17 protein-coding genes are annotated in these 20798 nt (G+C 73.0%); 4 read left to right on the top strand and 13 right to left on the bottom strand.

Annotation, left to right across the window (positions count from 1 at the left end; translation table 11 throughout):
- Nucleotides 1–99: 99 nt before the first annotated feature.
- From MXD62_RS11665 to MXD62_RS11655, 3 genes are all read right to left on the bottom strand, one after another.
- Nucleotides 100–384 carry a GlsB/YeaQ/YmgE family stress response membrane protein gene (locus MXD62_RS11665; protein ID WP_241831593.1) on the bottom strand — a complete coding sequence of 95 codons (285 nt, stop codon included), beginning with the start codon at nt 382–384 and terminating at the stop codon, nt 100–102.
- A gap of 308 nt (nt 385–692) precedes the next feature.
- Complete coding sequence (locus MXD62_RS11660; protein ID WP_248829302.1) at nt 693–1187, bottom strand: DUF309 domain-containing protein; 495 nt, start codon at nt 1185–1187, stop codon at nt 693–695.
- A gap of 104 nt (nt 1188–1291) precedes the next feature.
- Nucleotides 1292–3022: a serine/threonine-protein kinase gene (locus tag MXD62_RS11655; RefSeq protein WP_248829301.1), complete on the bottom strand. Its 1731-nt coding sequence runs from the start codon at nt 3020–3022 to the stop codon at nt 1292–1294.
- A gap of 780 nt (nt 3023–3802) precedes the next feature.
- Here MXD62_RS11655 and MXD62_RS11650 point away from each other — a divergent pair.
- Together MXD62_RS11650 and MXD62_RS11645 are read left to right on the top strand one after the other, a co-directional pair.
- On the top strand, nt 3803–5458 hold the full coding sequence (locus tag MXD62_RS11650; protein WP_248829300.1) for an ABC-F family ATP-binding cassette domain-containing protein: 1656 nt from the start codon (nt 3803–3805) through the stop codon (nt 5456–5458).
- Nucleotides 5459–5573: 115 nt separating this feature from the next.
- The gene (locus MXD62_RS11645) at nt 5574–6059 is read left to right on the top strand and encodes a DUF456 domain-containing protein (protein WP_112106561.1); all 486 of its coding nucleotides are present in this window, start codon (nt 5574–5576) and stop codon (nt 6057–6059) included.
- A 190-nt stretch (nt 6060–6249) separates the two neighbouring features.
- Here MXD62_RS11645 and MXD62_RS11640 read toward each other — a convergent pair whose 3' ends face one another.
- Nucleotides 6250–6576 carry a hypothetical protein gene (locus MXD62_RS11640; protein ID WP_308301238.1) on the bottom strand — a complete coding sequence of 109 codons (327 nt, stop codon included), beginning with the start codon at nt 6574–6576 and terminating at the stop codon, nt 6250–6252.
- Nucleotides 6577–6993: 417 nt separating this feature from the next.
- On the opposite strand from MXD62_RS11640, the gene MXD62_RS11635 reads away from it, so the two are divergent.
- Entirely contained in the window at nt 6994–7953 is a 960-nt protein-coding gene (locus tag MXD62_RS11635; RefSeq protein ID WP_248829299.1) for a sulfite exporter TauE/SafE family protein, read from the top strand.
- A 13-nt stretch (nt 7954–7966) separates the two neighbouring features.
- On the opposite strand, the gene MXD62_RS11630 is transcribed toward MXD62_RS11635, so the two are convergent.
- The 4 genes from MXD62_RS11630 to MXD62_RS11615 all read right to left on the bottom strand — a co-directional run bounded on the left by MXD62_RS11630 (nt 7967) and on the right by MXD62_RS11615 (nt 10697).
- A complete protein-coding gene (locus MXD62_RS11630) occupies nt 7967–8935 on the bottom strand; it encodes an LLM class flavin-dependent oxidoreductase (protein ID WP_248829298.1) in 969 nt (322 codons plus the stop codon).
- Nucleotides 8936–8998: 63 nt separating this feature from the next.
- Nucleotides 8999–9421, bottom strand: a complete 423-nt coding sequence (locus tag MXD62_RS11625) for a DUF2752 domain-containing protein (RefSeq protein WP_071063592.1) — start codon at nt 9419–9421, stop codon at nt 8999–9001.
- Between the two features lie 47 nt (nt 9422–9468).
- Nucleotides 9469–9999 (bottom strand): TM2 domain-containing protein, encoded by a 531-nt coding sequence (locus tag MXD62_RS11620; protein ID WP_020462386.1) that lies wholly within the window; start codon nt 9997–9999, stop codon nt 9469–9471.
- Nucleotides 10000–10436: 437 nt separating this feature from the next.
- Entirely contained in the window at nt 10437–10697 is a 261-nt protein-coding gene (locus MXD62_RS11615; protein ID WP_248829297.1) for a hypothetical protein, read from the bottom strand.
- Nucleotides 10698–10816: 119 nt separating this feature from the next.
- Here MXD62_RS11615 and MXD62_RS11610 point away from each other — a divergent pair, with 119 nt between their 5' ends.
- Complete coding sequence (locus MXD62_RS11610) at nt 10817–12205, top strand: M20/M25/M40 family metallo-hydrolase (protein WP_020462385.1); 1389 nt, start codon at nt 10817–10819, stop codon at nt 12203–12205.
- A gap of 208 nt (nt 12206–12413) precedes the next feature.
- Here the strand turns inward: MXD62_RS11610 and MXD62_RS11605 are convergent, their stop codons facing one another.
- The 5 genes from MXD62_RS11605 to MXD62_RS11585 form a co-directional block, all read right to left on the bottom strand.
- Complete coding sequence (locus MXD62_RS11605) at nt 12414–13928, bottom strand: NAD(P)/FAD-dependent oxidoreductase (RefSeq protein ID WP_020462384.1); 1515 nt, start codon at nt 13926–13928, stop codon at nt 12414–12416.
- 227 nt (nt 13929–14155) lie between these two features.
- The gene (locus MXD62_RS11600) at nt 14156–14359 is read right to left on the bottom strand and encodes a DUF5703 family protein (protein ID WP_018499906.1); all 204 of its coding nucleotides are present in this window, start codon (nt 14357–14359) and stop codon (nt 14156–14158) included.
- A gap of 275 nt (nt 14360–14634) precedes the next feature.
- Nucleotides 14635–16821, bottom strand: coding sequence for a mannosyltransferase family protein (locus MXD62_RS39705; protein WP_248829296.1), 2187 nt, complete (start codon nt 16819–16821; stop codon nt 14635–14637).
- Nucleotides 16818–18578: a glycosyltransferase family 39 protein gene (locus tag MXD62_RS11590; RefSeq protein WP_248829295.1), complete on the bottom strand. Its 1761-nt coding sequence runs from the start codon at nt 18576–18578 to the stop codon at nt 16818–16820. Before MXD62_RS11590 ends, MXD62_RS39705 begins: the two co-directional genes overlap by 4 nt.
- A 396-nt stretch (nt 18579–18974) precedes the next feature.
- Entirely contained in the window at nt 18975–20459 is a 1485-nt protein-coding gene (locus MXD62_RS11585; protein ID WP_248829294.1) for an NAD(P)/FAD-dependent oxidoreductase, read from the bottom strand.
- Between the last annotated feature and the right edge of the window lie 339 nt (nt 20460–20798).

Here is a 20798-nt window from a genome sequence, read left to right as displayed (position 1 = left end):
CGCCGCCCGCGGCGCCCGCCCCCGCCCGCGTGCCGGCGGGGCGAGCCCGGGGACGCGCCCGGCCGTCACCGTGGGGGCTGCTCGGTCGGCGGTGAAGGGTCAGTGCCGAACGGAGGTGCGGCCCCGGCTGTGCACCGCACGCCAGACCAGCAGGGCGACGATGGCGCCGATGATCGAACCGATGATCCCGGACGGCTGCAGCGCGCCCTCGCTCAGGTCATGCCCGAACAGCACGTAGCCGAGGAGACCACCGATGAAGGACCCGACAATGCCGAGCAGAACGGTTCCCGGGATTCCCATCGGGTCGCGCCCGGGGACGACCAGCCTCGCCACGGCGCCCGCGATGAGACCGAGAACGATCATGCTGATGATGAACCAGAGCACGTTGACCGCCTTCGTTGTGAGGTGAAACCCGTTACCGGGGTGCCGTCGCGCACATTTCTGGCATGAAGTGCATCCGTCGAGAAGTGCGTCCGGGTGATTTGCCGACCGGAGGTGCTTTTTCGCCCCGCGCCGTCAAAAGTCTGGTACCCGGCGCCCTGGGCGACAAACACGCGCTAACACGCGAATGTGGTCCTCGCCCGACATGGCCGCCCGGACGGGGGCGGGGAAGCCTGGCGGGACGCCGGCCGGGTCCGCCGGCGGACGTCGTCCGCTGGGCCGGGCCCGTCCGCCAGGCGCTCGGTGGGGGTTCAGTCGTGTCCCTGGGTGACGAGGCGCGGGGGCGGTGGAACTCCGCCGGCCTGCGCTCCCGGCTTCTCGAGCCGGCGGAGCAGGTCCTCGGCCCACCGCACGACACCTGGCAGGTTCACACCGTGGGCCCGCCAGCCGTCCGGCGTGGGCTGCCGGTCACCGGTGGGGGAGTCCAGGGCTTCCCGTCGCGCGTGGCCGGGGCATGGGCCGTCACCGGCCAGGCCCCCGTCCGCGGTGGGTTCGCACAGGCGGGGGACCAGCTCGGTCAGCCCGCGTCGCAGCAGGGCCGTCGCCCCGCGGGTGTTGCCGCGGGCCGCGTGGACCAGCCCGACCACGACCTGTGTCAGGCCTCGCCACAGGCCTCGCTCGGCCGCCGGAGCGGCCTTCCACGCCTGTTCGAGGACCTCGTGTGCCTGGAAGTACAGACCGGCGTCCAGCAGGTCCTGCGCGGCTCTCAGCGCCGCGCGCGGTGACGCGGGGAGGTCGTCCGGCAACGGTGGGACCCCGGCGGCTCCGTGGGGGAGAGGCCGGCCGAGCGCGTCGCGGGGCCGCGCCGTCGGCCGGAGGCGCCGCGCCGCGCCGGGGGGCGGGCCAGCTGTCACCCCGGCATCGCGATCAGGACGGCGATCAGCACCGCCAGTACCAGTACCAGCGCCAGCACGGCGAGGGCCCAGACCCGGGCCGGCGGAAGGCTGGTTCGCCGGCGCGGATCCGATCCGCTGGCACTGTCGGCGCGAACGTCGACGCCGGTGCCATCACCGGCGTCGCCTGCGGTGCGGACCGTGCCGACGGTGCCGACGGCACCGCCGGTACTGCCTGGGCCGGGAGTGCTGACCGGGTCTGTGGGGTCGGTGGGGCTGGCGGTGCTGATTGGGCTGGTGACGGGACTGAGGCCGGCGGCAGCGGCGGCGGTGTCCTGATCTTTGGTGAGGACGTCGGTGGACGCCTCGCCGGCGACCGGGCCGGCCATCGGGGGACCGGCCGCCGCCGGGTCGGTACCGCTGTCCCGACTGGCCTCCGGATCCGCCGCGGTGCCGCCGGTGCGGTTTGTGTTCGCCGCCGGCGCCCCCGTGGTGAGGTGGCCCGTCGTGGGCTGATCGGCTGTGGGCTCGGCCGCCGTGGGCTGGTCCGGGGTCTGCTGGTCGTCGGCGTGATCACCGGGCCCGTCACCGGCCACCGCCGGTGACGGGCTGTCCAGGATGACCTCGAGGCCGTGATCGTCGCCGGTTGGGTCGGGGCGCCGGTTCGTCCCGGAGGTCCGGGACGGCGTGCTCGGTCCGGTGGCCGCCGCCCGGACCTCGTCGTCGAGGAACGTCGGGATGCCGGCCCGGGTGAGCCAGCCGGGGCCGCGGGCGCGGGCCATCGCCCCGGCCAGGCTGAGCGCGAACGAGCGGGCGGTCTGCGGCCGGCGGTCCGGATCCTTGGCGAGTGCCTGCTCGACGACCCGGGCGACGGGCTCAGGGATCCCGGCCAGCGGGCGTGGCGTGACGGTGAGGTGGTGGCGGGCCCACGCGTCGCTGGTCGCGGGCCGGACGAGGAAGAGCGGTCGGCGGGCCAGCAGCTCGTACAGGACGACCCCGAGCCCGTAGACGTCGGTCGCGGGGCTCAGCGGGCTCAGGGTGAACTGTTCGGGAGCCATGTAGCGCGGGGTGCCGATCGCCGAGCCCGGCGGACCGCCCGGACCATTGACACCGCCCAGCCCGCCGACGCCGCCCAGCCCCCCCGTGCCACCCGGAGCGCCTGTACCGCCAGTACCGCCCAGAGCACCCACACCCCACAGGGCACCGGGACCAGGCGCCCTCGGTGTCACCCGCAGCGTGTGGGCGATGCCGAAGTCCGTCAGCTTCGGCACTCCCTCCGCGGTGAACAGGATGTTCTCGGGCTTGACGTCGCGATGGAGGATGTCCCGGGCGTGCACGTGCTCCAGGGCCGCCGCGGTGACGAGCGCCATGGCGCAGGCGGCCTCCAGCGAGAGGCCGGTGGTCGCCCGCACTCGCAGGCTGCCACCGTCGAGGAGTTCCATGACGATCAGGGCCAGGCCCGCGTGGGCGGTGTAACGGTACACGCGGACGAGGTGCGGATGGTCCAGGCCGGCCAGAAGGAGCGCCTCGGACTCGGCGTCGAGCGCGACGGCTGAGGCGGGCCGCAGGACGCCGGTCACGCCGAAGGTGGCGTCCTCGTCGGCAGCGAGCGGCATGACCTTCACCGCGACGCGGCGGTGCGCGTCGTCCTGGGCGGCCAGCACGACGCCGGAGGAGCCGCGGCCGAGCTCCGCCGCGAGAGCGTAGCCGGGCAGGGCCGCCGCGACGACGTCCCGGTCGACGATCATCTCTCCGCCCCGCTCCGCGCCGCCCCGCTCCGCGCCGCAGGGTTCCGCGTGGCCCCGCTTCGCGCCGTCCGGTCCCGTGCCGTCCCGTTCCGCGTGACCCGTGCGAACTGGTTCCGTGCGGTCCCTTCCCGCGTCGTCTCTTTCCGCGCGGCCCGGTCCGGCGTGCTGTCCCCGCACGGGCCGTTCCAGGCCGCTGCCCGCCTTCTGGTCACCGGTGTGGGCCTCCCCCGAGGAATGCGGGCCCGCGTGCCGCTCGGCTGGCGCCGCCTGCCCCGGCGTGTGCGCGGGCGCGCGGCGGGGCAGTGGCCGTCGCAGTGGCCAGGATCGGGCGATACTAGGCCTGATCAGCCTATTCTGCGTGTGTTCGGGCAGTGGCGGCACCCGCGGTGCGGTGGCTGTCCCAAATGCCCGACACCGTGCGTGGGTCGTGGTTCGACACTCCGAACGGGTGGAAGTCTCACCCTGAGGTGCGCCGTCCATAGCTGAACCGTCCGAACGCTCGCGCGGGGATCCGGAGGAACCCGGGGGTGGGCGAACCTCCGATCGCGCTGAACCGGCGTCCAGTCCTACCGGGGGTGATCCGGCGCCGGTCCGACCCATTGCGGGGCCATCGTATGTCCAGATAACCTAAAGGGCATGTTCAACTACTTTAGGTAAGTTATTTGTCGCGGAGTCCAGTGGACGTCACCTGTTGCCGATAGGTCGGCGACTCCTGGTCACGACGGTGTGGGGCGGTGAACGGTCGAGCGGGACACATTCCCGGCCAGGGACACTGGACACATGTCCGCCACTCTCGTCGCCACCGATCTGACCGTGCTGCGGGGCGGCACCGTCGTCCTCGAAGGGGTGTCCCTGACCGTCGCCCCCGGTGATCGCCTCGGTGTGGTCGGGCCGAACGGCGTCGGCAAGTCGACGCTGCTGCGGGCCCTGGCCGGCCTGGTACGGCTCGACGGTGGACGGGTCGAGCTCTCGCCGCCCACCGCCCTGGTCGGGCTGCTGCCCCAGGAGCCCGACCGGCGCCACGACGAGACGCTGCGCGAGTACCTCGCCCGGCGCACCGGCGTCGCGGCGGCCCAGCAGGCGCTGGACGCCGCGACCGAGGACCTGACGGTCGGCGTCGCCGGCGCGGACGACGGGTACAGCCTGGCGCTGGAGCGGTGGCTGGCGATCGGCGCCGCCGACCTGGACGTCCGCGCCGAGCAGGTCATCGCCGATCTCGGGCTGCCCGCCGCGGCACTGGACCGCCCGACGGCGACGCTGTCCGGCGGCCAGGCCGCGCGCGGCTCGCTCGCGAGCATCCTGCTGTCCCGCTTCGACATCACCCTGCTCGACGAGCCGACCAACGACCTGGACTTCGACGGTCTGGAGCGGCTCGAGCGGTACGTCGAGCAGATGTCGGGCGCGCTGGTGGTGGTCAGCCACGACCGGGAGTTCCTCGACCGGTCCATCGACGCCGTCGCCGAGATCGACCAGCATCAGCACGGCGTCACCCGGTACGCCGGCGGCTGGGACGCCTACCTGGAGGCCCGGGGCCTGGCCCGGCGCCAGGCCCGCGAGCGCTTCGAGCGTTACGCCGACCGGCGGGCCGGGCTGGTGGAGCAGGTCCAGCGCCAGCGTGAGCAGTCGGTGCGCGGGGCCGTCCGGGCGAAGCGCCGGTCGCCGGACTCGGACCGCTCGGCGCGCGGCGCACGGATCGAGGCCGCCACCAAGAGCGCCGGACGGGTCCGCACTCTGCAGACCCAGCTCGACCGGATGGAGCGCGGCGACGAGGCGGTGGTCGAGCCGCGCAAGGAATGGCAGCTGCGCATGTCGATCGCCGCCGCCCCCCGGTCGGGCGATGTGGTGGCCACGCTGGACGGTGCCGTCGTCGAGCGGTCCGGGTTCCAGCTCGGCCCGGTCGACCTCACGGTCGCCTGGGCGGACCGGATCGTGATCACCGGCCGCAACGGTGGCGGGAAGAGCACGCTGCTGGCAGCGCTGCTCGGCCGCCAGCCGCTGACCGCCGGCCGGCACTCGCTCGGCTCCGGCGTGCTCCTCGGCGAGGTCGACCAGGCGCGCACCCACTTCCGCGGCGAGTCGACGGCGGCCGACGTCGCCGAGGCGGCGACCGGTTCCTCCCCGGCCGACGTCCGGACGCTGTTCGCGAAGTTCGGGCTGGGCCCGGACCAGATGACCAGGCCCGCGTCGTCCCTGTCGCCCGGCGAGCGGACCAGGGCGGCGCTCGCGCTCCTGCAGGGCGCCGGAGTGAACTGCCTGGTCCTCGACGAACCGACGAACCACCTCGACCTGCCCGCGATCGAGCAGCTTGAGCAGGCCGTCGAGGGGTTCGAGGGGACGCTGCTGCTGGTCACCCACGATCGGCGGCTGCTGGAGGCCGTGCGGGTGACCCGGCGCCTGAGCGTGGATGCCGGGCAGGTCACCGAGGCCCCCGCGTGACACCGGCGGGGCGGGTATTTTCGGGCGGAGCATGCCAGCCGCGCAAGCCGGGCATCATGCCGCCGGGCATCAGGATGTCGGGCATCAGGATGTCGGGTACCGGGAGGTCGTCGCCATGAGCGGTGTCGAGCTGCTCGCTGTGGCGCTGGTGATGGCGGTCGGTGTCGTCGGTGTGGTCGTGCCGGTGATGCCCGGCCTGCTCCTCGTCTGGGGCGCCGGCGTGTGGTGGACGATCGCGGACGGCGGCGGCGCGGGCCGCTGGGCGGTGCTCGCGGTCATGAGCGCACTGTTCGTCGCCGGTGCGCTGGCCAAGTACGTGCTGCCGGGCCGGGCCGCGTCGGCCGCCGGCGCGCCGTTCTCGACGATGCTCATCGGCGCGGTCTGCGCCGTCATCGGCTTCTTCGTGGTGCCGGTTCTCGGCCTGCTCGTCGGCGGGCTCGCGGGCATCTACCTCGCGGAGCTCACCCGCCTGCGCGACGCCCGGCGAGCCACCGCCTCGACCTGGGCCGCTGTCGTCGCCTTCGGTGTCGGGCTGCTCGTCGAGCTCGGTGCGGCCGTCGCGATGGCCGCGACCTGGGGCGTCGGCGAGCTCGTCAGCTGAACCCGTAGTTGTCCCGGCCCGGGTGCGCGGCGTGGGGAAGCCCGGTGCCGGAGAAAAGGGAGGCGCGCCGGGGAACTGTGGTTCGCGATGGTGGAAAGTGGCGTGTCGCGAGTCATTCTATTCCCCGGCGCTGTCGTCCGATGGTCGTGTTGAACGACCGGATAAGTGGTTCAGTCGACGGTTCGTCTGATCACCACTCCCAGTCCCAGTCCCAGTCATCTTTCTTCCGGTGGTCCTTCCGCCACCCGTCCTTGTCCCACTTGTCGTCCTTCCGCCACTCGTCCTTGTCCCACTTGTCGTGCTTCCGCCACCCGTCCTTGTCCCACTTGTCGTGCTTCCAGCAGTCCTTGTCGTTCCAGTCCTTGCTCCCCCAGTCCTTGTCGTCCCAGCGCTGCTCGTGGTGGCATCCCTTGTCGTCCCAGTCGGTGAAGGCCTGCGCGGCGCCGGCACCCGGGCCGAGGCCCAGGGTCACGGCGGCGGCGCCGGTGGCGACCAGCGCGAGGATCCTACGTGGCACGGACTTTCCCATCATTCCCCCATTGCCGGTATCGGCGTGCGGCTGCCCCGCACCCAAAAAAGGGTCTCGCCACCCGGCGATCCTCCTAAACAAAGAATCTAGGTGCCGTGAAATTATGGAGATTTGACGACGGCTGATTCCGGGTCGTGTTGGTGGCGGTGGAATCAGTCGCCGTGTTGCCGCGAATGGGTTTTCGTGGCGGTGGTCTGTATTTCGACGGGCGTTGTCGGGCAGCCGGGTGTCGGGTCGGGCGCGACGCTGGAGCCGCGCTGTCGATCACCACCGGTGCCCGCCGTCGGGCATGGGCCGATCTCTCCCCCCGCGACGGTTACCGGGCTGTGGCCGCCCGGGTCGGGCCGGAGTCACTCGACCCACCAAGCCGACGATGCCTATCGTGCCTGTCGGGAAGGTGGTCTGATGGATGTCGATCCGCTGGTGACGCTGGCCGGGTTACTCGTGGGGTTCGTGGTGGGGCTGACCGGCATGGGCGGCGGCGCGCTGATGACGCCGATCCTGGTGCTGCTGTTCGGCGTGCAGCCGCTGGCCGCCGTCTCAAGTGATCTCGTAGCCTCGGCCGTGATGAAGCCCGTGGGTGCGACGGTCCACCTGCGCCGGGGCACCGTCCACCGCGGGCTGGTCGGATGGCTCGTGCTCGGCTCGGTGCCCGCCGGGTTCTGCGGTGTGCTGGTGCTGCGCGCGTTGGGCGACGGGGCCGCGGTGCAGGACAGGATCAAGGTCACGATGGGGGCCATCCTGATCGTCGCCGCGCTGGCGATGCTGGCGAAGGCGGAGATCGACCGCCGCCGGGGGCCCGGCGCCGCGGATGCCGCCGCGATCACCGTCCGGCCGCTGCCGACCCTGGCCATCGGCGTGGTCGGCGGCCTGGTCGTCGGCATGACCTCGGTCGGCTCGGGCTCGCTGATCATCGTGCTGCTGCTCTGGCTGTACCCGTCCATCCGGGGCTCCCAGCTCGTCGGCACCGATCTCGCCCAGGCGGTCCCGCTGGTCGCCGCGGCGTCACTCGGGCACCTGATCTTCGGTGACTTCCAGCTCGGGCTGACCGGCTCACTGCTCCTGGGCTCCCTGCCCGGGGTCTACCTCGGAGCCCGGGTCTCGGCAGGAACGTCCACCAGCCGGATCATCCGCCCGGCGGTCGTGGTGGTGGTGTCCCTCAGTGGCCTCAAGCTGGTTGGGCTGCCCACGGAGGCGCTGGGTGCCGTCCTGGCGTTGGTGGCGGTCGGCGTCACGGTGTGGGCCGTGCGCCGCCGTGCAGCGGTGCCCGACGCAGGTGAACCCGGCGCGGATGAGCCCGTCCCGGCCGGGCTCGCGGGCGGGGCCGACGGTCCGCATCCGGCCCTGTCCAGGTGTCAGCCCTGACGGGCGACGCCGGTCAGCCGCGGGCGGTCGTCGCGACCTGGCGCACGGCGGGCAGGACGTCGCGGGCGAACGCCTCGATCGTCTCGGGCGTCGCGAAGTCGGTGAACTGCAGGTAGAAACGCTCGACGCCAAGGGCCGCCAGCTCACCGAAGTGCTCGGCGAGTGTGTCCGGGGTCCCGACCACCAACCCGCCCCAGTTCCCGAAACGCTTCCGGGCCACCGCCGTGACGTCGTCCAGCTCCGCGCCGCTCGCCGCGAAACCGACCGGGTGCTGGGTCGACAGCCGCGCGCCGCCGGCGAGGGGACGCAGCTCGGCGAGGTCGCGCAGCCCGTAGGTCGGGCAGTTCCACCAGTCGGCGTGCCGGGCGACCATGGGCATTGTCAGCTTCCGGCCGGCACCGCCCAGCAGCAGCGGGATCCGCCCGTTGACCGGCACCGGGTGCTGCAACGCCCCGCGCAGGGTGAAGAAGCGGCCCTCGTGCGTCACCTCCTCGCCGCCGAACAGGGCGCCGAGCACCTCCAGGTACTCGGCGAGCCGGGCGGCGCGGGTCGGGTTGTCCTCGACCGGCAGGCCGAACCGCTCGAGCTCGGCCGGCGTGGAACCCCAGCCCAGGCCCAGCTCGAAGCGCCCGCCGGAGAGATGGTCGAGGCTGACGGCCTCCTTCGCGAGCACCGCCGGATGGCGGAACGACGCGCACAGCACCAGATGGCCGACCCGCAGCCGGCTGGTGACCGCCAGCGCGGCCGTCGCGGTCGTCATCGCGTCGAAGCTGTCGCCGGCGGGCAGTCCTGGCGGGGCCAGGTGATCCATGAACGCGACGCCGTCGAACCCGGTCGCCTCCGCCGCCCGTACCCGGTCCAGCAGCCGGGGGAAGTCCATCCGCAGCTGGGGGAGGAACAGCCAGGCCTCGGGCAGCCCCCGGGCCGGGGCCGGGACTGTCGACGTCGATGCTGCCGGGGCGGTCGGGTCACCGGAGACCATGGGTAACAACCTGGCAGAACGTGGCGCGACTCACCACCGGAGCCCCACACCGGGGATCCGGGCTCAGACCGAGGTCGGGCTGAGCGGCCATCCGGGCAGGTTGCGCACCGCCATCCAGGCCAGCGCCGCGCCGGCGAGCCCGTACGCCAGCGGACGCGGCAGCGGCGCGGGGTGACCACGGTCGAACGCGCGGGCCTGCCGGACGACGAGGGCGACCAGCAGCGGGGAGCACACCAGGAGGAACAGGTTGTCGCGGGCGGCCGCGGCCGGCATGCCGTGCAGCAGGTCGTAGGTGAGGCGCAGCCCACCGCAGGCCGGGCAGTCCAGCCCGGTGACCGCCCGGACCGGGCACCGCGGCATCACGGACGACGGGTCGTGCGGGTCGGTGCCGGCCAGGTAGCCGAGCCCGGCGAGCAGGCAGCAACCGGCACCCGCCAGCACCAGCCGCCGCCGGACGCGGGAGGCCCACGGTCCGGTCGTGGCCATGCCGTTCCCTCTCGCCTCCGGTCGGCGGGCGCCGGCCCGCGTGGCGGTCAGTCCCGCAGCGGACGGCCGTACTGGTCGCGGACGTTGCCCGTGAGTATCATCACGCCGTCCACCAGCGCCCAGACGCCCAGGCCGCCGCAGGTGAGGAGCTGGGCCACCGCGATGCCCGTGCTGCCGAGGTAGAAGCGTCCGACGCCGAAACAGCCGGCGAAGATCTGTAGCAGGCCGGCGACGATCTTCTGCTTGTCCGAGTAGGGCTCACCGGTGATCGGGTGCCGGCCGAAGGGCGCGGACTGGTCGAAACCACCCGGCCCGTAGCCGCCGGGGTACCCGGGCGGCGGCCCGTACCCGGGCGCGTAGCCCGGCGGGGGCGGGTATCCCGGCGGCGGGCCGTAACCGGGTTCCGGCTGGCCAGAGGGGAACCCGCCGGTCGGAGGCCCGTAGCCGGGGTCGGGCTGGCCGGGCGGGTATCCGCCGGGTGGCGGTCCGTAACCGGTGTTCTTCGAGAGGTCCGGACCGGGTTGGCCCTGGCCGGGATAGCCCTCGCCGTAGCTGGGCGGCTGTCCTGGCGTGGTCATCGGCGTTCTCCATCCGGATACCGGCGCTCGGGTTGGCACGCCCGGGCGATGTTGTGGCTTCCGGAAGATACAGCTCGGCGGAATCGCCGGACCGGCCAGCCTTGCGTCGGATGGCGGACATCCCGGGCGGGGCTCGACGGTGAAGGAAGGTGGGGCGCGACGGCTCGACCGATGGTGACCATGCGATTCCCCTGGGGAGTTCCCGGCTCCCCAGGGGACGCGGCGGCGGGCGGGCGCCGGTGGAGCGACCCGCGCCCGGGTGGCCGTGCGCAGCGCAGGTCCGGGCCACCGGACGCGGCGTGCGCGGTTCCACTGTGCCGCCCGGGACCGCCCGCCGCATCGGGCCGCTCGGCGCGCCGACACCGGTCCAACGCCTGTCCGGTACCGGCCGAACGCCGGTGCGATGCTGGCCGTCGCGCCCGTCCCACCGCCGCTGGCTAGCCGCTCGTGCGGGCGCCTCCACGCCGGCCGGCCGAGCCCGCCCGCGCCGACGGGCCGCCGTGGTCCGCCCGCCCACCGGGCACCCGGCGCTCCGCCTTCGGCCCGACGGGCAGCACCGTCACACGGCTCAGGCTCGACGTCAGCCGCCACACCCGCCCGTACCCGTGCCGCGCGCGGAGGTGGTGGTCGAGGTCGCCGGTGGTTGGGAAGACGGCGGTGCACCCCAGGTCGTCGCGTGGGCACTGGTACAGCGTCATGGCTGGTCCTCCTACCGGGTGATCGGTCGTTGTTGGACCTGAAACCGGCCGGCAACGCGCAGCTTCGACGCTACGTCCCCGCCCCGGCGACCGCATGCCGCGCGGGGCAGACTGGAGACATGGCAAACGCGCCCCATGATCCCACTGACGCCCTCGCCGCCGCGGCCGCGGGGGACCCACTCGCGGCGAGGACGGGGCGGCCGGCCGTCCCGTCCGCCGCCGAGTCCGAGGTCGTGGATCTGTGTCGGGACCTGCTGCGCTTCGAGTCGGTGAACCGCGGGAACGGCGACGGCCACGAGCGGCCCATCGCCGAGTACGTGGCCACCAGGCTGGCCGAGGTCGGGCTGGAGCCGGTGCTGCTCGAGTCCGCGCCCGGCCGCACGAGCGTCGTGACCAGGGTGGAGGGCACCGACCCGTCCCGCTCCCCGCTGCTCATCCACGGCCACCTGGACGTCGTGCCCGCCGACCCGTCCGAGTGGCGCGTGCATCCCTTCTCGGGCGAGGAGGCCGACGGCTGCCTGTGGGGGCGCGGCGCCATCGACATGAAGGACATGGACGCGATGACGCTCGCCGTCGTGCGCGACATGGTCCGGTCGGGCCGGCGTCCGCCCCGTGATCTCGTCGTCGCCTTCGTCGCGGACGAGGAGGCCGGCGGCACCCTCGGCGCGCGGTGGCTGGTGGACAACCATCCCGACCACTTCGCCGACTGCACCGAGGCGATCAGCGAGGTCGGCGGGTTCTCCTACACCGTCTCGGACGACCTGCGGCTGTACCTGATCGAGACGGCGCAGAAGGGCATCGCCTGGATGAAGCTGACCGTCGCCGGCCGGGCCGGCCACGGGTCGATGATCAGCGAGGACAACGCGGTGACCAAGTTGTGCGAGGCGGTCGCCCGGCTCGGTCGGCACCAGTTCCCGATCGTGGTGACCCCGACCGTGCGCGTCTTTCTCGACTCGATCGGCGAGGCGCTGGGCATCGAGCTCCCCGCGGACGACCTGGAGACCACGATCGCGAAGCTCGGCCCGATCGCGCGCATGATCGGGGCGACGATCCGCAACACGGCGAACCCCACGCAGCTCGCCGCCGGACACAAGGTCAACGTGATCCCCGGCGAGGCCGTGGCCTACGTCGACGGGCGCTACCTGCCCGGGCAGGAGGAGGAGTTCCTGCGCCAGGTCGACGAGCTGCTCGGGCCGGAGGTCCGGCGTGAGTGGGTGGTGAACGACCAGGCGCTGGAGACCGGGTTCGACGGCCCACTGGTGGACGCGATGGCCTCGGCGCTGCGCGCGGAGGACCCGGCCGCCCGGGCCGTCCCGTACATGCTCTCGGGCGGTACCGACGCGAAGTCGTTCTCCCGGCTCGGTATCCGCTGCTTCGGGTTCTCCCCGCTGCTGCTCCCGCCGGACCTCGACTTCGCCGGCATGTTCCACGGCGTGGACGAGCGGGTGCCCGTCGACGCCCTGCGGTTCGGGGTCCGCGTCCTGGACCGTTTCCTCGCCGCCTCCTGATGGAAGGCCTCCTGACGGGAGCTGACCCGCGCCGGCGTGCGAACCGCTCTGCCAGGCGAACCAGCCCGGCTGGCGAACCGGCCTGACGCGCGAACCGGCCCGGACCTGATGGTCCGGGCCGGTTCGTGAGCCGCGCGCACGGGCCGGGAGGTCAGGCGGTGCGGACGGGGGATGCGGACGGGCCGTGCGGTCGGGGTGGACCCCGGGATCAGGCGGTGCCGGTGGAGGCGCTGCCCGACGCGGCGCCGTCCGGACCGAGATGGGCCGACTCGGCGCCCGGCGCCGGGTTGCCGGCCGGCGCCTTGCGGGCCTTCGGAACGGCGCCAGGCTGCCCCGCCGGCCGGGTCGCCGCCGAGGGGCCTCGGGAGGCCCAGTCGTCGGGCAGCGTCGGCATGAAGCCCTCGCCCAGCCGTTGCAGTGCTGACCGGGCGAAGATCTGCTGTGTGGTCACCGTCCGCTCGGAGCGGCCCCGGCCGATGAAGCTGACCGTCCAGTGCAGCAGGGTCGTCACCCGGTGCTTGAACCCGATGATGTAGACGAGGTGCACGGCGAGCCACATCAGCCAGGCGACGAACCCGCTGAGCTGGACGCCCTTGATGCTGGCCACGGCGCTGAAGCGCGAGATCGTGGCCATGCTGCCCTTGTCCTTGTACTCGAAGTTCCGCATCGGCGGACCACCGCGCAGCCGGGTGCTGATCGTCTTCGCGGCGTACTTGCCGCCCTGGATCGCGACCTGGGCCACACCGGGCAGCCGGTCGAGGGTGGCCATGTCACCGACGACGAACACCTCGGGGTGCCCGGGCAGCGTCAGGTCGGGCTGCACCTGGATGCGGCCCGCCCGGTCGAGGACCGCGCCGGACTGCTCGGCGAGCTGCTTGCCGAGCGGGCTGGCCGCGACCCCGGCGGCCCAGATCTTGCAGACCGACTCGATCCGGCGGCGCGTGCCGTCGGAGTCCTCGACGTCGATGCCGCGGGAGTCGACGTTGACGACCCTGGCCCCGAGCTGGATCTCGACGCCGAGCTTCTCCAGCTTGGAAGTGGCCTTGGCGGCCAGTTTCTCGCCGAACGTGCCGAGCACCGACGGGGCGGCGTCGAGGAGGATGATCCGCGCCTTCGTCGTGTCGATGCGCCGGAAATCCTGCCGAAGCGTGCGGTGCGACAGCTCGGCGATCTGCCCGGCCATCTCCACACCGGTCGGCCCGGCGCCGACGACGACGAACGTCATGTAACGCGCGGCGTCGGCCGGATCGGGTGTCGTCTCGGCCACCTCGAACGCGCCGAAGATGCGCCCGCGCAGCTCCAGCGCGTCGTCGATGCTCTTCATACCGGGTGCGTGCTCGGCGAAGTGGTCGTTGCCGAAATAGGACTGACCGGCGCCGGCCGCGACGATGAGACTGTCATAGTGCTGTACGTCCGTGCGCCCGAGCAGGTTGGACGTCACGGACTTCGTCGCGAGGTCAATGGACACGACCTCGCCGAGTTCCACCTTCACGTTCTCCTGGCGGCGCAGTACCTCACGCGTGGTCGGGGCGATCTCCCCCTCGGACAGGATGCCCGTCGCGACCTGGTACAGCAGCGGTTGGAACAGGTGATGTGTGGTCTTCGCGACGACAGTCACCTCGACGGGCTCGCGCCGCAGGGCCTGCGCGGCGAACAACCCGCCGAAACCCGAGCCGATGATCACGACCCGGTGCTTTTGGTGTTCGTCGCTCGTAGCGGTCACAATCGCTCCCCACGTGCCGATGGGTGTCTGACGGAAGTGGTGCACGGTCCGTCCGCCTCTCCATCTTCCGCCGTGAAGCCGGGGGGAGATCGTGTTGATACTCACGTCACGACGCGCGGCCTTCCGGACGGCCGGCGGCACACTCGTCCTGAAGTGTTGTGTCTATCCGGGCCGGGCTGGTGGCCGACGGCGTCAGGCAGGCCTTTCCGGACAGCCAACGACGAGCGTCAGGTCGGGAGATATCCCGGCAGACCGCCCGGACGGCGCCGCCGGCGTAGCACCACTCGGCGGGTCCCATCGGGGTAGATGCGGGAGCGTTCGAGCTCCCAGTCCCCGAACTCGGCGTGCAGGGTGAGGATCGCGACCGCGGTCCGGCGGTCGGTGCCCGGCGGCATCGTCAGCCGCTGGTACTCGAGCTCCCTGTCGGCCAAGGCGCATGCACCTCCTGGTCGCCGGCCCGGTGTGCCGGCCGCCCTGCCGCCCCCGCGCGGCTTCGTCCGGCGGCCGTCATCCGGCCGCCAGCCGGCTCGCGCGGGCGCGGACCTGTCCCGCGAACCCGCGCCCACCTTGGCGAACGACGGGTGTCCCGTGGGGAAACCTTGGCGTAACGGCTCATCGAGCACAAGCCATCATCAGCCGCGGGCCCGGCTTGGACGAGGCGGAACCGGTCAGCGAACGCGGAACCGGTCAGGGAACGCGGGAACGGTCAGGGAACGTAGGACAGCGTGAACGCCAGTGTCGCGTACACGGTCATCGCCGCGGTCGAGACGGTGATCACCAGCATCCACACCTCGCGCCGTGCCGTCACCAGCGCGGCGACGAGCAGGAACGGGAAAGCCCCGTACAGGTATCGCTCCGACGAGTCGAGGTTGCTGCCCGTCAGCACCGCGGCGAGCACCAGGGCCGACCACACGGAGTAGGACACCGGCAGGGCACGGGCCATGACGACCAGCGCGACGAGCGCCAGCAGCAGCCAGGGAACGTGCAGCGCGGTGCCGAGCTCGCCGTGCAGGGCGCCCTTCGCCGCGTCGATGACGGTCAGCAGCGGATTGGCCGTGCTGCCGTGGCGGGCCGCGTCCCGCTGCATGGTCAACGGAGCGAGGCCGTCGCCGTGGACGGCCGCCGACCACAGCAGGTAGATCCCCGCCCCGGCCACGGGCGCGGCGACCGCGCACAGCCGCGCGAGCGCCTCCCGTGCGGCGGCGTGTGGTGCCGACGGGGCACCGAGGTCTTCCGGCTCAGCCGGACCGAGACGGTCCGGCTGCGGGGCACCAAGGCGGTTCGGTGGTGGGGCGCCGAGACGCCGGGCCAGGGGTAGCGGCAGCCCCCGCGCGGCCTCGATCGCGACGGGGACGGCGAGAAGCAGGCCCAGCGGCCGGCACAGGCCGCCGAGCAGGCCGGCGACCACCGCCAGCTCCCAGCGCCGCGTCCGCGCGCCCAGGAACGCCGTGACGGCCAGCAGCCCCGCCAGGGCCTCCGCGTAGCCCATCACCAGGACGAACGCCGGGGGGGCCAGCGCGGAGATCCAGATCACCCGTCGCACCGTGTCGTCGTCGAACCCCTCGACCCGCGCGATGCCGACCAGAGCGAGGGCGAACATGACAGCGATCAGGTTCACCAGGACGAGCAGCACCTGGCCGCCGTGGCCGCCCAGGCCGGGCAGGGCGGTGAAGAGCCGGACCAGCAGGGGGAGCAGCGGGAAGAAGCGGCGGCTCTCGGCGCCGGCCGCGTCGTAGCCGTTGTCGGCGATGTTGAGGTACCAGCCGGCGTCCCAGCCGAGCAGATCGGTGGTGTCCAGCGTGGCCCCGTTGTCACCGGCGACGGTGTCCGCGACGAACCTGGTCAGCGCCAGCGCCGCGCCCACCACGGCCCGCGCCGCGATCCAGGCGATGAGCACGTCCCGCAGGTACCAGCGCTGCGCCCAGGCCATGGCCGCCTGGGCCTGGGTCGACGTGCCCGCGGATGTCGCCGGCCGGCCGTCGGTGGCGCCGTCCGGGCCGCGCGCGGACCTGCGCCGGCTGCCGCGGGCGTAGAGGCGTTCCTGGAGCGGGCCGGTTCGCCCGACCGGATCGAGGGCCGGCCCCGTAGCAGTCTCGAGCGGTTCCGGGGCTGCCGGTGCCGGTGCCGGTGCCGGTGCCGCTGTCAGCGGTGTCGGAGCCGACGGCTCGGTGATCGGAGCCGACGGCTCGGACGGCTCCGACGGCCGCGGGGACCACCGGTCAGGCGTCCACCGGTCAGGGGCCCATGAGTCCGGTACCCATGCCGTCGCCTGTGGGCCCGGTCCCAGCGGGTCCAGTGCCTGCGGGTGTGGTGCCGGGGGGTGTGGTGCCGGCGGAGCTGCCGCCCACGGACTCGCTGTCCACGGACTCGCCGCTGGCTCGTCCGCGATCGGCGGTCCCGCGGACGCCGGCTCCGGCGACTGGCCCGGCTCCGGCGGGGCGGGGGTCGGCGTCGACGGGGTGGGCAGGTGCAGCGCCGGGTAGCTGGGACGTCCCGGCGCGAACCAGGAGCTCCCGGAGGTCGGCGCGTCCGCCCGGTGCGCCGCCGGCGGGACGGAGTGCGCGGGCGGCGGCGAGAACGGTGCGGAGTACGCGGGCGGTACGGGGTGTGTGGGTGGCGCGGTGGGCTCGGCGGGCCGTGTGGGTTCCGCCGCGCCGGACGAGGCCTCGTACGCCGGCCCGGCGAGGTAGACCGGGCCGATGCGGGGGCCGTCGCCGCTCCCGACCGGCCCCGGTGGGGGTGCCGCCGGCCCTGGCGGGAGCACGGCGGGCAACGCCGCCGGGCCCCCCTCCGGGTGCGGCGGGCCAGCGGCGTCCGCCTCGCCCGGAGCGGGCTCGCGCCGGCCCGGATCCGGTCGACGTCCGCCCGGGTGCCAGCCGCGCGGGGTGGTCACGACGCCCGGAACCGCAGCAGGGCGTAGTTCTCGTAGACCCGTGCCGGCAGACCCTGCTCCATCACCTCGTCGGCCACCGGCCGCTGCGTCTGCAGCGTCGCCCGGACCTGGGTGCACAGCTCCTCGTAGGTCCGGTAGGCGCCGGAGCCGGCCATGAACACGGTGTTCGTCCCGGCCTCCGCGATCGCCCGCTGGGCGATCGCCACGCCGTTGGCGGACTCGTTGCGCTCCTCGTAGTCGACCCAGTCGACCCGGTCCGGGGCGGCGTAGGTCGGCACCACGTACACCTTGAGCCAGGACGGCACGGTGCGCGCGAGGCCCGGCCCCAACTGGTCCGGGCACACCAGCAGGATGTCGCCCGGCCTGGACAGCCGGGTGAGGACGGCCGCGGCCTCGCCGGCCTGGGACCGTTCCCGCCGGACGTCGCTCGTCCCGGCGATGACACCGACGAGCGCCGCGACCGCGACCACGCCGTGGAACACCCGGCGGTCGGCCAGCATCGTCGCGCCCAGTCCCACCACGAGCAGGAACGGGACGAACGCCGTCGCGGTGTACCGGTCGGCCCACGCGTTGCCCACCAGCTTGCCGGCCGCCACGGCGACGATCAGCGTCCCGGTGGCCAGGAGGAACAGCGTGCGGCCCGGCTCGAGGCCCTTCAGGTCGAGCAGGACGAACCGCCCGCCCAGCGGACGGCCGGCGATCCCGGCGGCGACCAGGCCGGTGATCAGGAACAGCAACAGCCGGCCGAGTGTGGTCGGCCCACCGGCCCACTGCCCGTACGCGTGGCTGACGGCGGCGAAGCTCGCCGGCTCGCCCCAGGGCGTCCCGGTGTGGGCGAGCTGGGAGCGGAAGTTCGGCAGCCACGGAGCGAACACCAGGCCGCCGGCGATGATCCCGATGATTCCGGCGAGCGGGCCGCGGGGGTGCCAGGTGGGCACGGCCCGCCGCGCGCCGCCGGCGGCGTCGGCGAGCAGCTCGGGCGCGGCCGTGGGCTGCTCGGACGCGCCCGCCGGCGCCGGCCCGGCCGGACGGCGCCCGCCACGCGAGTGTGCCCCGGCCCGCCCGCCGCGGCCGCGGCGGGCGGCCCGCGCCGCCGCCACCCGGGGCCGGACGACGACGAGCCCGACCAGCCACGCACCCACGGTCACCAACAGGTAGAGACACCAGTAGTGGGTCAGGGCCAGGCATCCCGACGCCACGGCCAGCAGCACCATGTTCTTCACCGACGGCACCCGCAGCACCCGCTCCAGGGCCAGCCCGCCGAGCGCCGTGAGCAGCACGATCAGGCTGTACATCCGGGTCTCGGTGCCGAAGTACAGTGCGAACGGCGAGGTGAGGTACAGCACCACCGCGACCTTCGCGCCGCGGTCGCCGACGAGCCGGCGTCCGAGATAGAACACCGGCACCGCGGAGCCCAGGTTGATGACGGCGGACATCCCGCGCACCGACGCGGTGCCCTCGCCGAAGACGCTGATCCACAGGTGCAGCAGGATGTAGTAAAGGGGCGGCGAGCCGTCCTGGAGGAGCCCGTCCCACATGGTGGGCGCCGCGCCGGACAGTGGCAGGCGGGCGATCGCCACGCTCTGTGCCTCGTCGAGCCACAGCGGCTGGCGTGCGATGAAACGCACCACCACCGCCGCGGCGATGATCAGCACCAGCGCGCCCCGGAAGATCCGGTGCTCGCGGTCGGGCCGAGCTCCGACCCTGTCGACCGGCTCGGGGGTGTGTTCCGCCGGCCGCACCGCGACGTCGGTCACGGTCAGTCCCTTCGGTACCGGGGGCACGACTGCGACGGCGAGGTCCGCGGGTGCGGACGCCCGGCGCGTGTTCGCGCCCGTTGCTGCAGGTGAACGCGGACACGTCCACGGGTGAAGCCTGGTCTTGACCGGTCCCGCGGCGGCCGTGCCGGCCGGGCCGGGACCACACGCTCCGGGACGCTCAGGGGACGGAGCGCTGTCGAAACGGCATGTTCCTGGAACAGTGCACTGTCTGGGACGACCCGCTCCGGATCCGTGGAGTCGGGGACCGCGCGGCCACCGCCCCCGCCGCCCGCCCGTCCCGCGCCGGGTGGGCGTGGGACGGGGCGGAGGGTCGCGACGCGGAGCGGGAGAGGGCGGCGGACGGCGGGTGTCAGGGCCGGGAGGCCGGCCCCACTACGACCGGCCCGGGGAGGAGACCTCCTCGTGGTAGTCCTCCTCGACGTTGACCTCCCACACGTCGTGGCTCTTCCCGTCGATGATGTTCTCGACGGTGAGCATCGCGGTGAGCATCGAGTGGTCCTGGTTGTTGTAGCGGTGCATTCCGTTACGGCCGACGGGGTGGACGTTGGGAGCGTAGTCCTCGAGCCAGCCGCGGATGATGTCGACGTTCTTCTTGTAGTCCATGTCGTAGTACGGGTACGCCTTGGGCATCCGCACGACATAGCCGCGCTCGACCTGGTCCGCCTGGACGAGGCCCAGCTTGGCCAGCTCCTTGGTGCCGAGCGCGATCAGCTCCTCGTCCGAGGAGTTCCACATCTCGTCGCCCTCGAAGACGAAGTACTCCAGGCCGAGACAGGTCCGGCCGTCCTTCACCAGGAACGGCGACCAGGACGCGAAGTTCTGGATGCGGCCGACCTTGACGTCCGGAGCGTGGATGTAGATCCAGTTGTCCGGGAATCCGGCCGATTTGGGAACGACCAGCGCGACGGTGAGGAAGTCGCGGTACTTCAGGGCGTTCGCGGCGGCCAGGACGCGTGCCGGGACCGGCGGGTCCATCACGCGCACCAGCGACGAGAACGACATCGAGGAGATGAAGTGGTCGCCGGTGTACTGGTACTCGGTGCCGAGGTCATCCCGGGACGACTCCGGCGCGCCGGCGCCCGGCCCGTAGCCGCCGGTGACCACTGTCGTGACACCGGTCGCGCGGCCGTTCTCGTGGTGGATCTTGCGGACCTTCTCCTCGAAGACGATCCGACCGCCCTGCTTGACGATCTTGTCCGCAGCCGTCTCCCACATCATTCCCGGCCCGAACTTCGGGTACTGGAACTCCTCGATGAGAGAGGTGATGTCCGTCTGGTTGCGCTTGGGCAGCACCGCGTTGGTGATGGCGTTCATCAGCGAGAGGCTCTTGATGCGCTGGGCCGCCCAGTCGGACGGCATGTCGCTGACCTTCACACCCCAGAGCTTCTCGGTGTAGGTCTTGAAGAAGGTGCGGTAGAGCCGCCAGCCGAACCGGGCGACCAGCCAGTTCTCGTAGTTCGACTGGTCCTTCGGCGGGCGCAGCTTCGCCAGCGCGTACGAGCCGATGCAGCGTGCCGCCTCGGCGACCCCGAGCCCGCCGAGGGCGTTACCGGCCTTCAGTGGGTAGTCGAAGAACTTGCCGTTGTAGTAGATGCGGCTCGACCGCGGCCGGAGCAGGAAGTCCTCGTCCGGCAGGATCTCGTGCCACAGCTTCTCGACCTCGGGGACCTTGGTGAAGAAACGGTGGCCCCCGATGTCGAAACGCCATCCGTCCCGCTGGGCCGTACGGCTGATTCCGCCGACCACCGAGTCACCCTCGATAATCGTCACGGGGATCTCCCGCTTCATCAGCTCCCAGCCGGCGGAGAGACCGGCCGGCCCGGCTCCGATGACGACTACCTCTGGCTTTTCGGTCACTGTGCCGGACCTCTCCTCAACGACAACGTCCGTGGTCTGTAGGGGGGTGTGCGCGCGGCGAGATTTCGCGCCCGCGACTGGCAGGACCCCTCCCGGTGCCGGAACCTTCGCATCCGGCCTCGGGGGGCAGTCTCGCATGACAGTTACCGTCGCTTCACCGGACCCCCCGGCGCGGACGCCTCGCCGGGTTCGGCGTATGGCGTCCCGTCACCGTGCCCGCATGTGGCCCGTTGGCGCCGACCTGGCCGCCGGCGGGGTGCGCGCGGGCCGGCGTGACGGCCGCTCTGGCATCGTGCGGGCATGTCCTGCGCCCTACCCGACTCCCCGGAGTCGAAGTCG

The organism is Frankia sp. Mgl5, assembly GCF_023242985.1.
Taxonomy (GTDB): Bacteria; Actinomycetota; Actinomycetes; order Frankiales; family Frankiaceae; genus Parafrankia; species Parafrankia soli.
The sequence above is the reverse complement of the archived record's forward strand: the minus strand, read 5'-3'. Positions and strand labels throughout refer to the sequence as shown.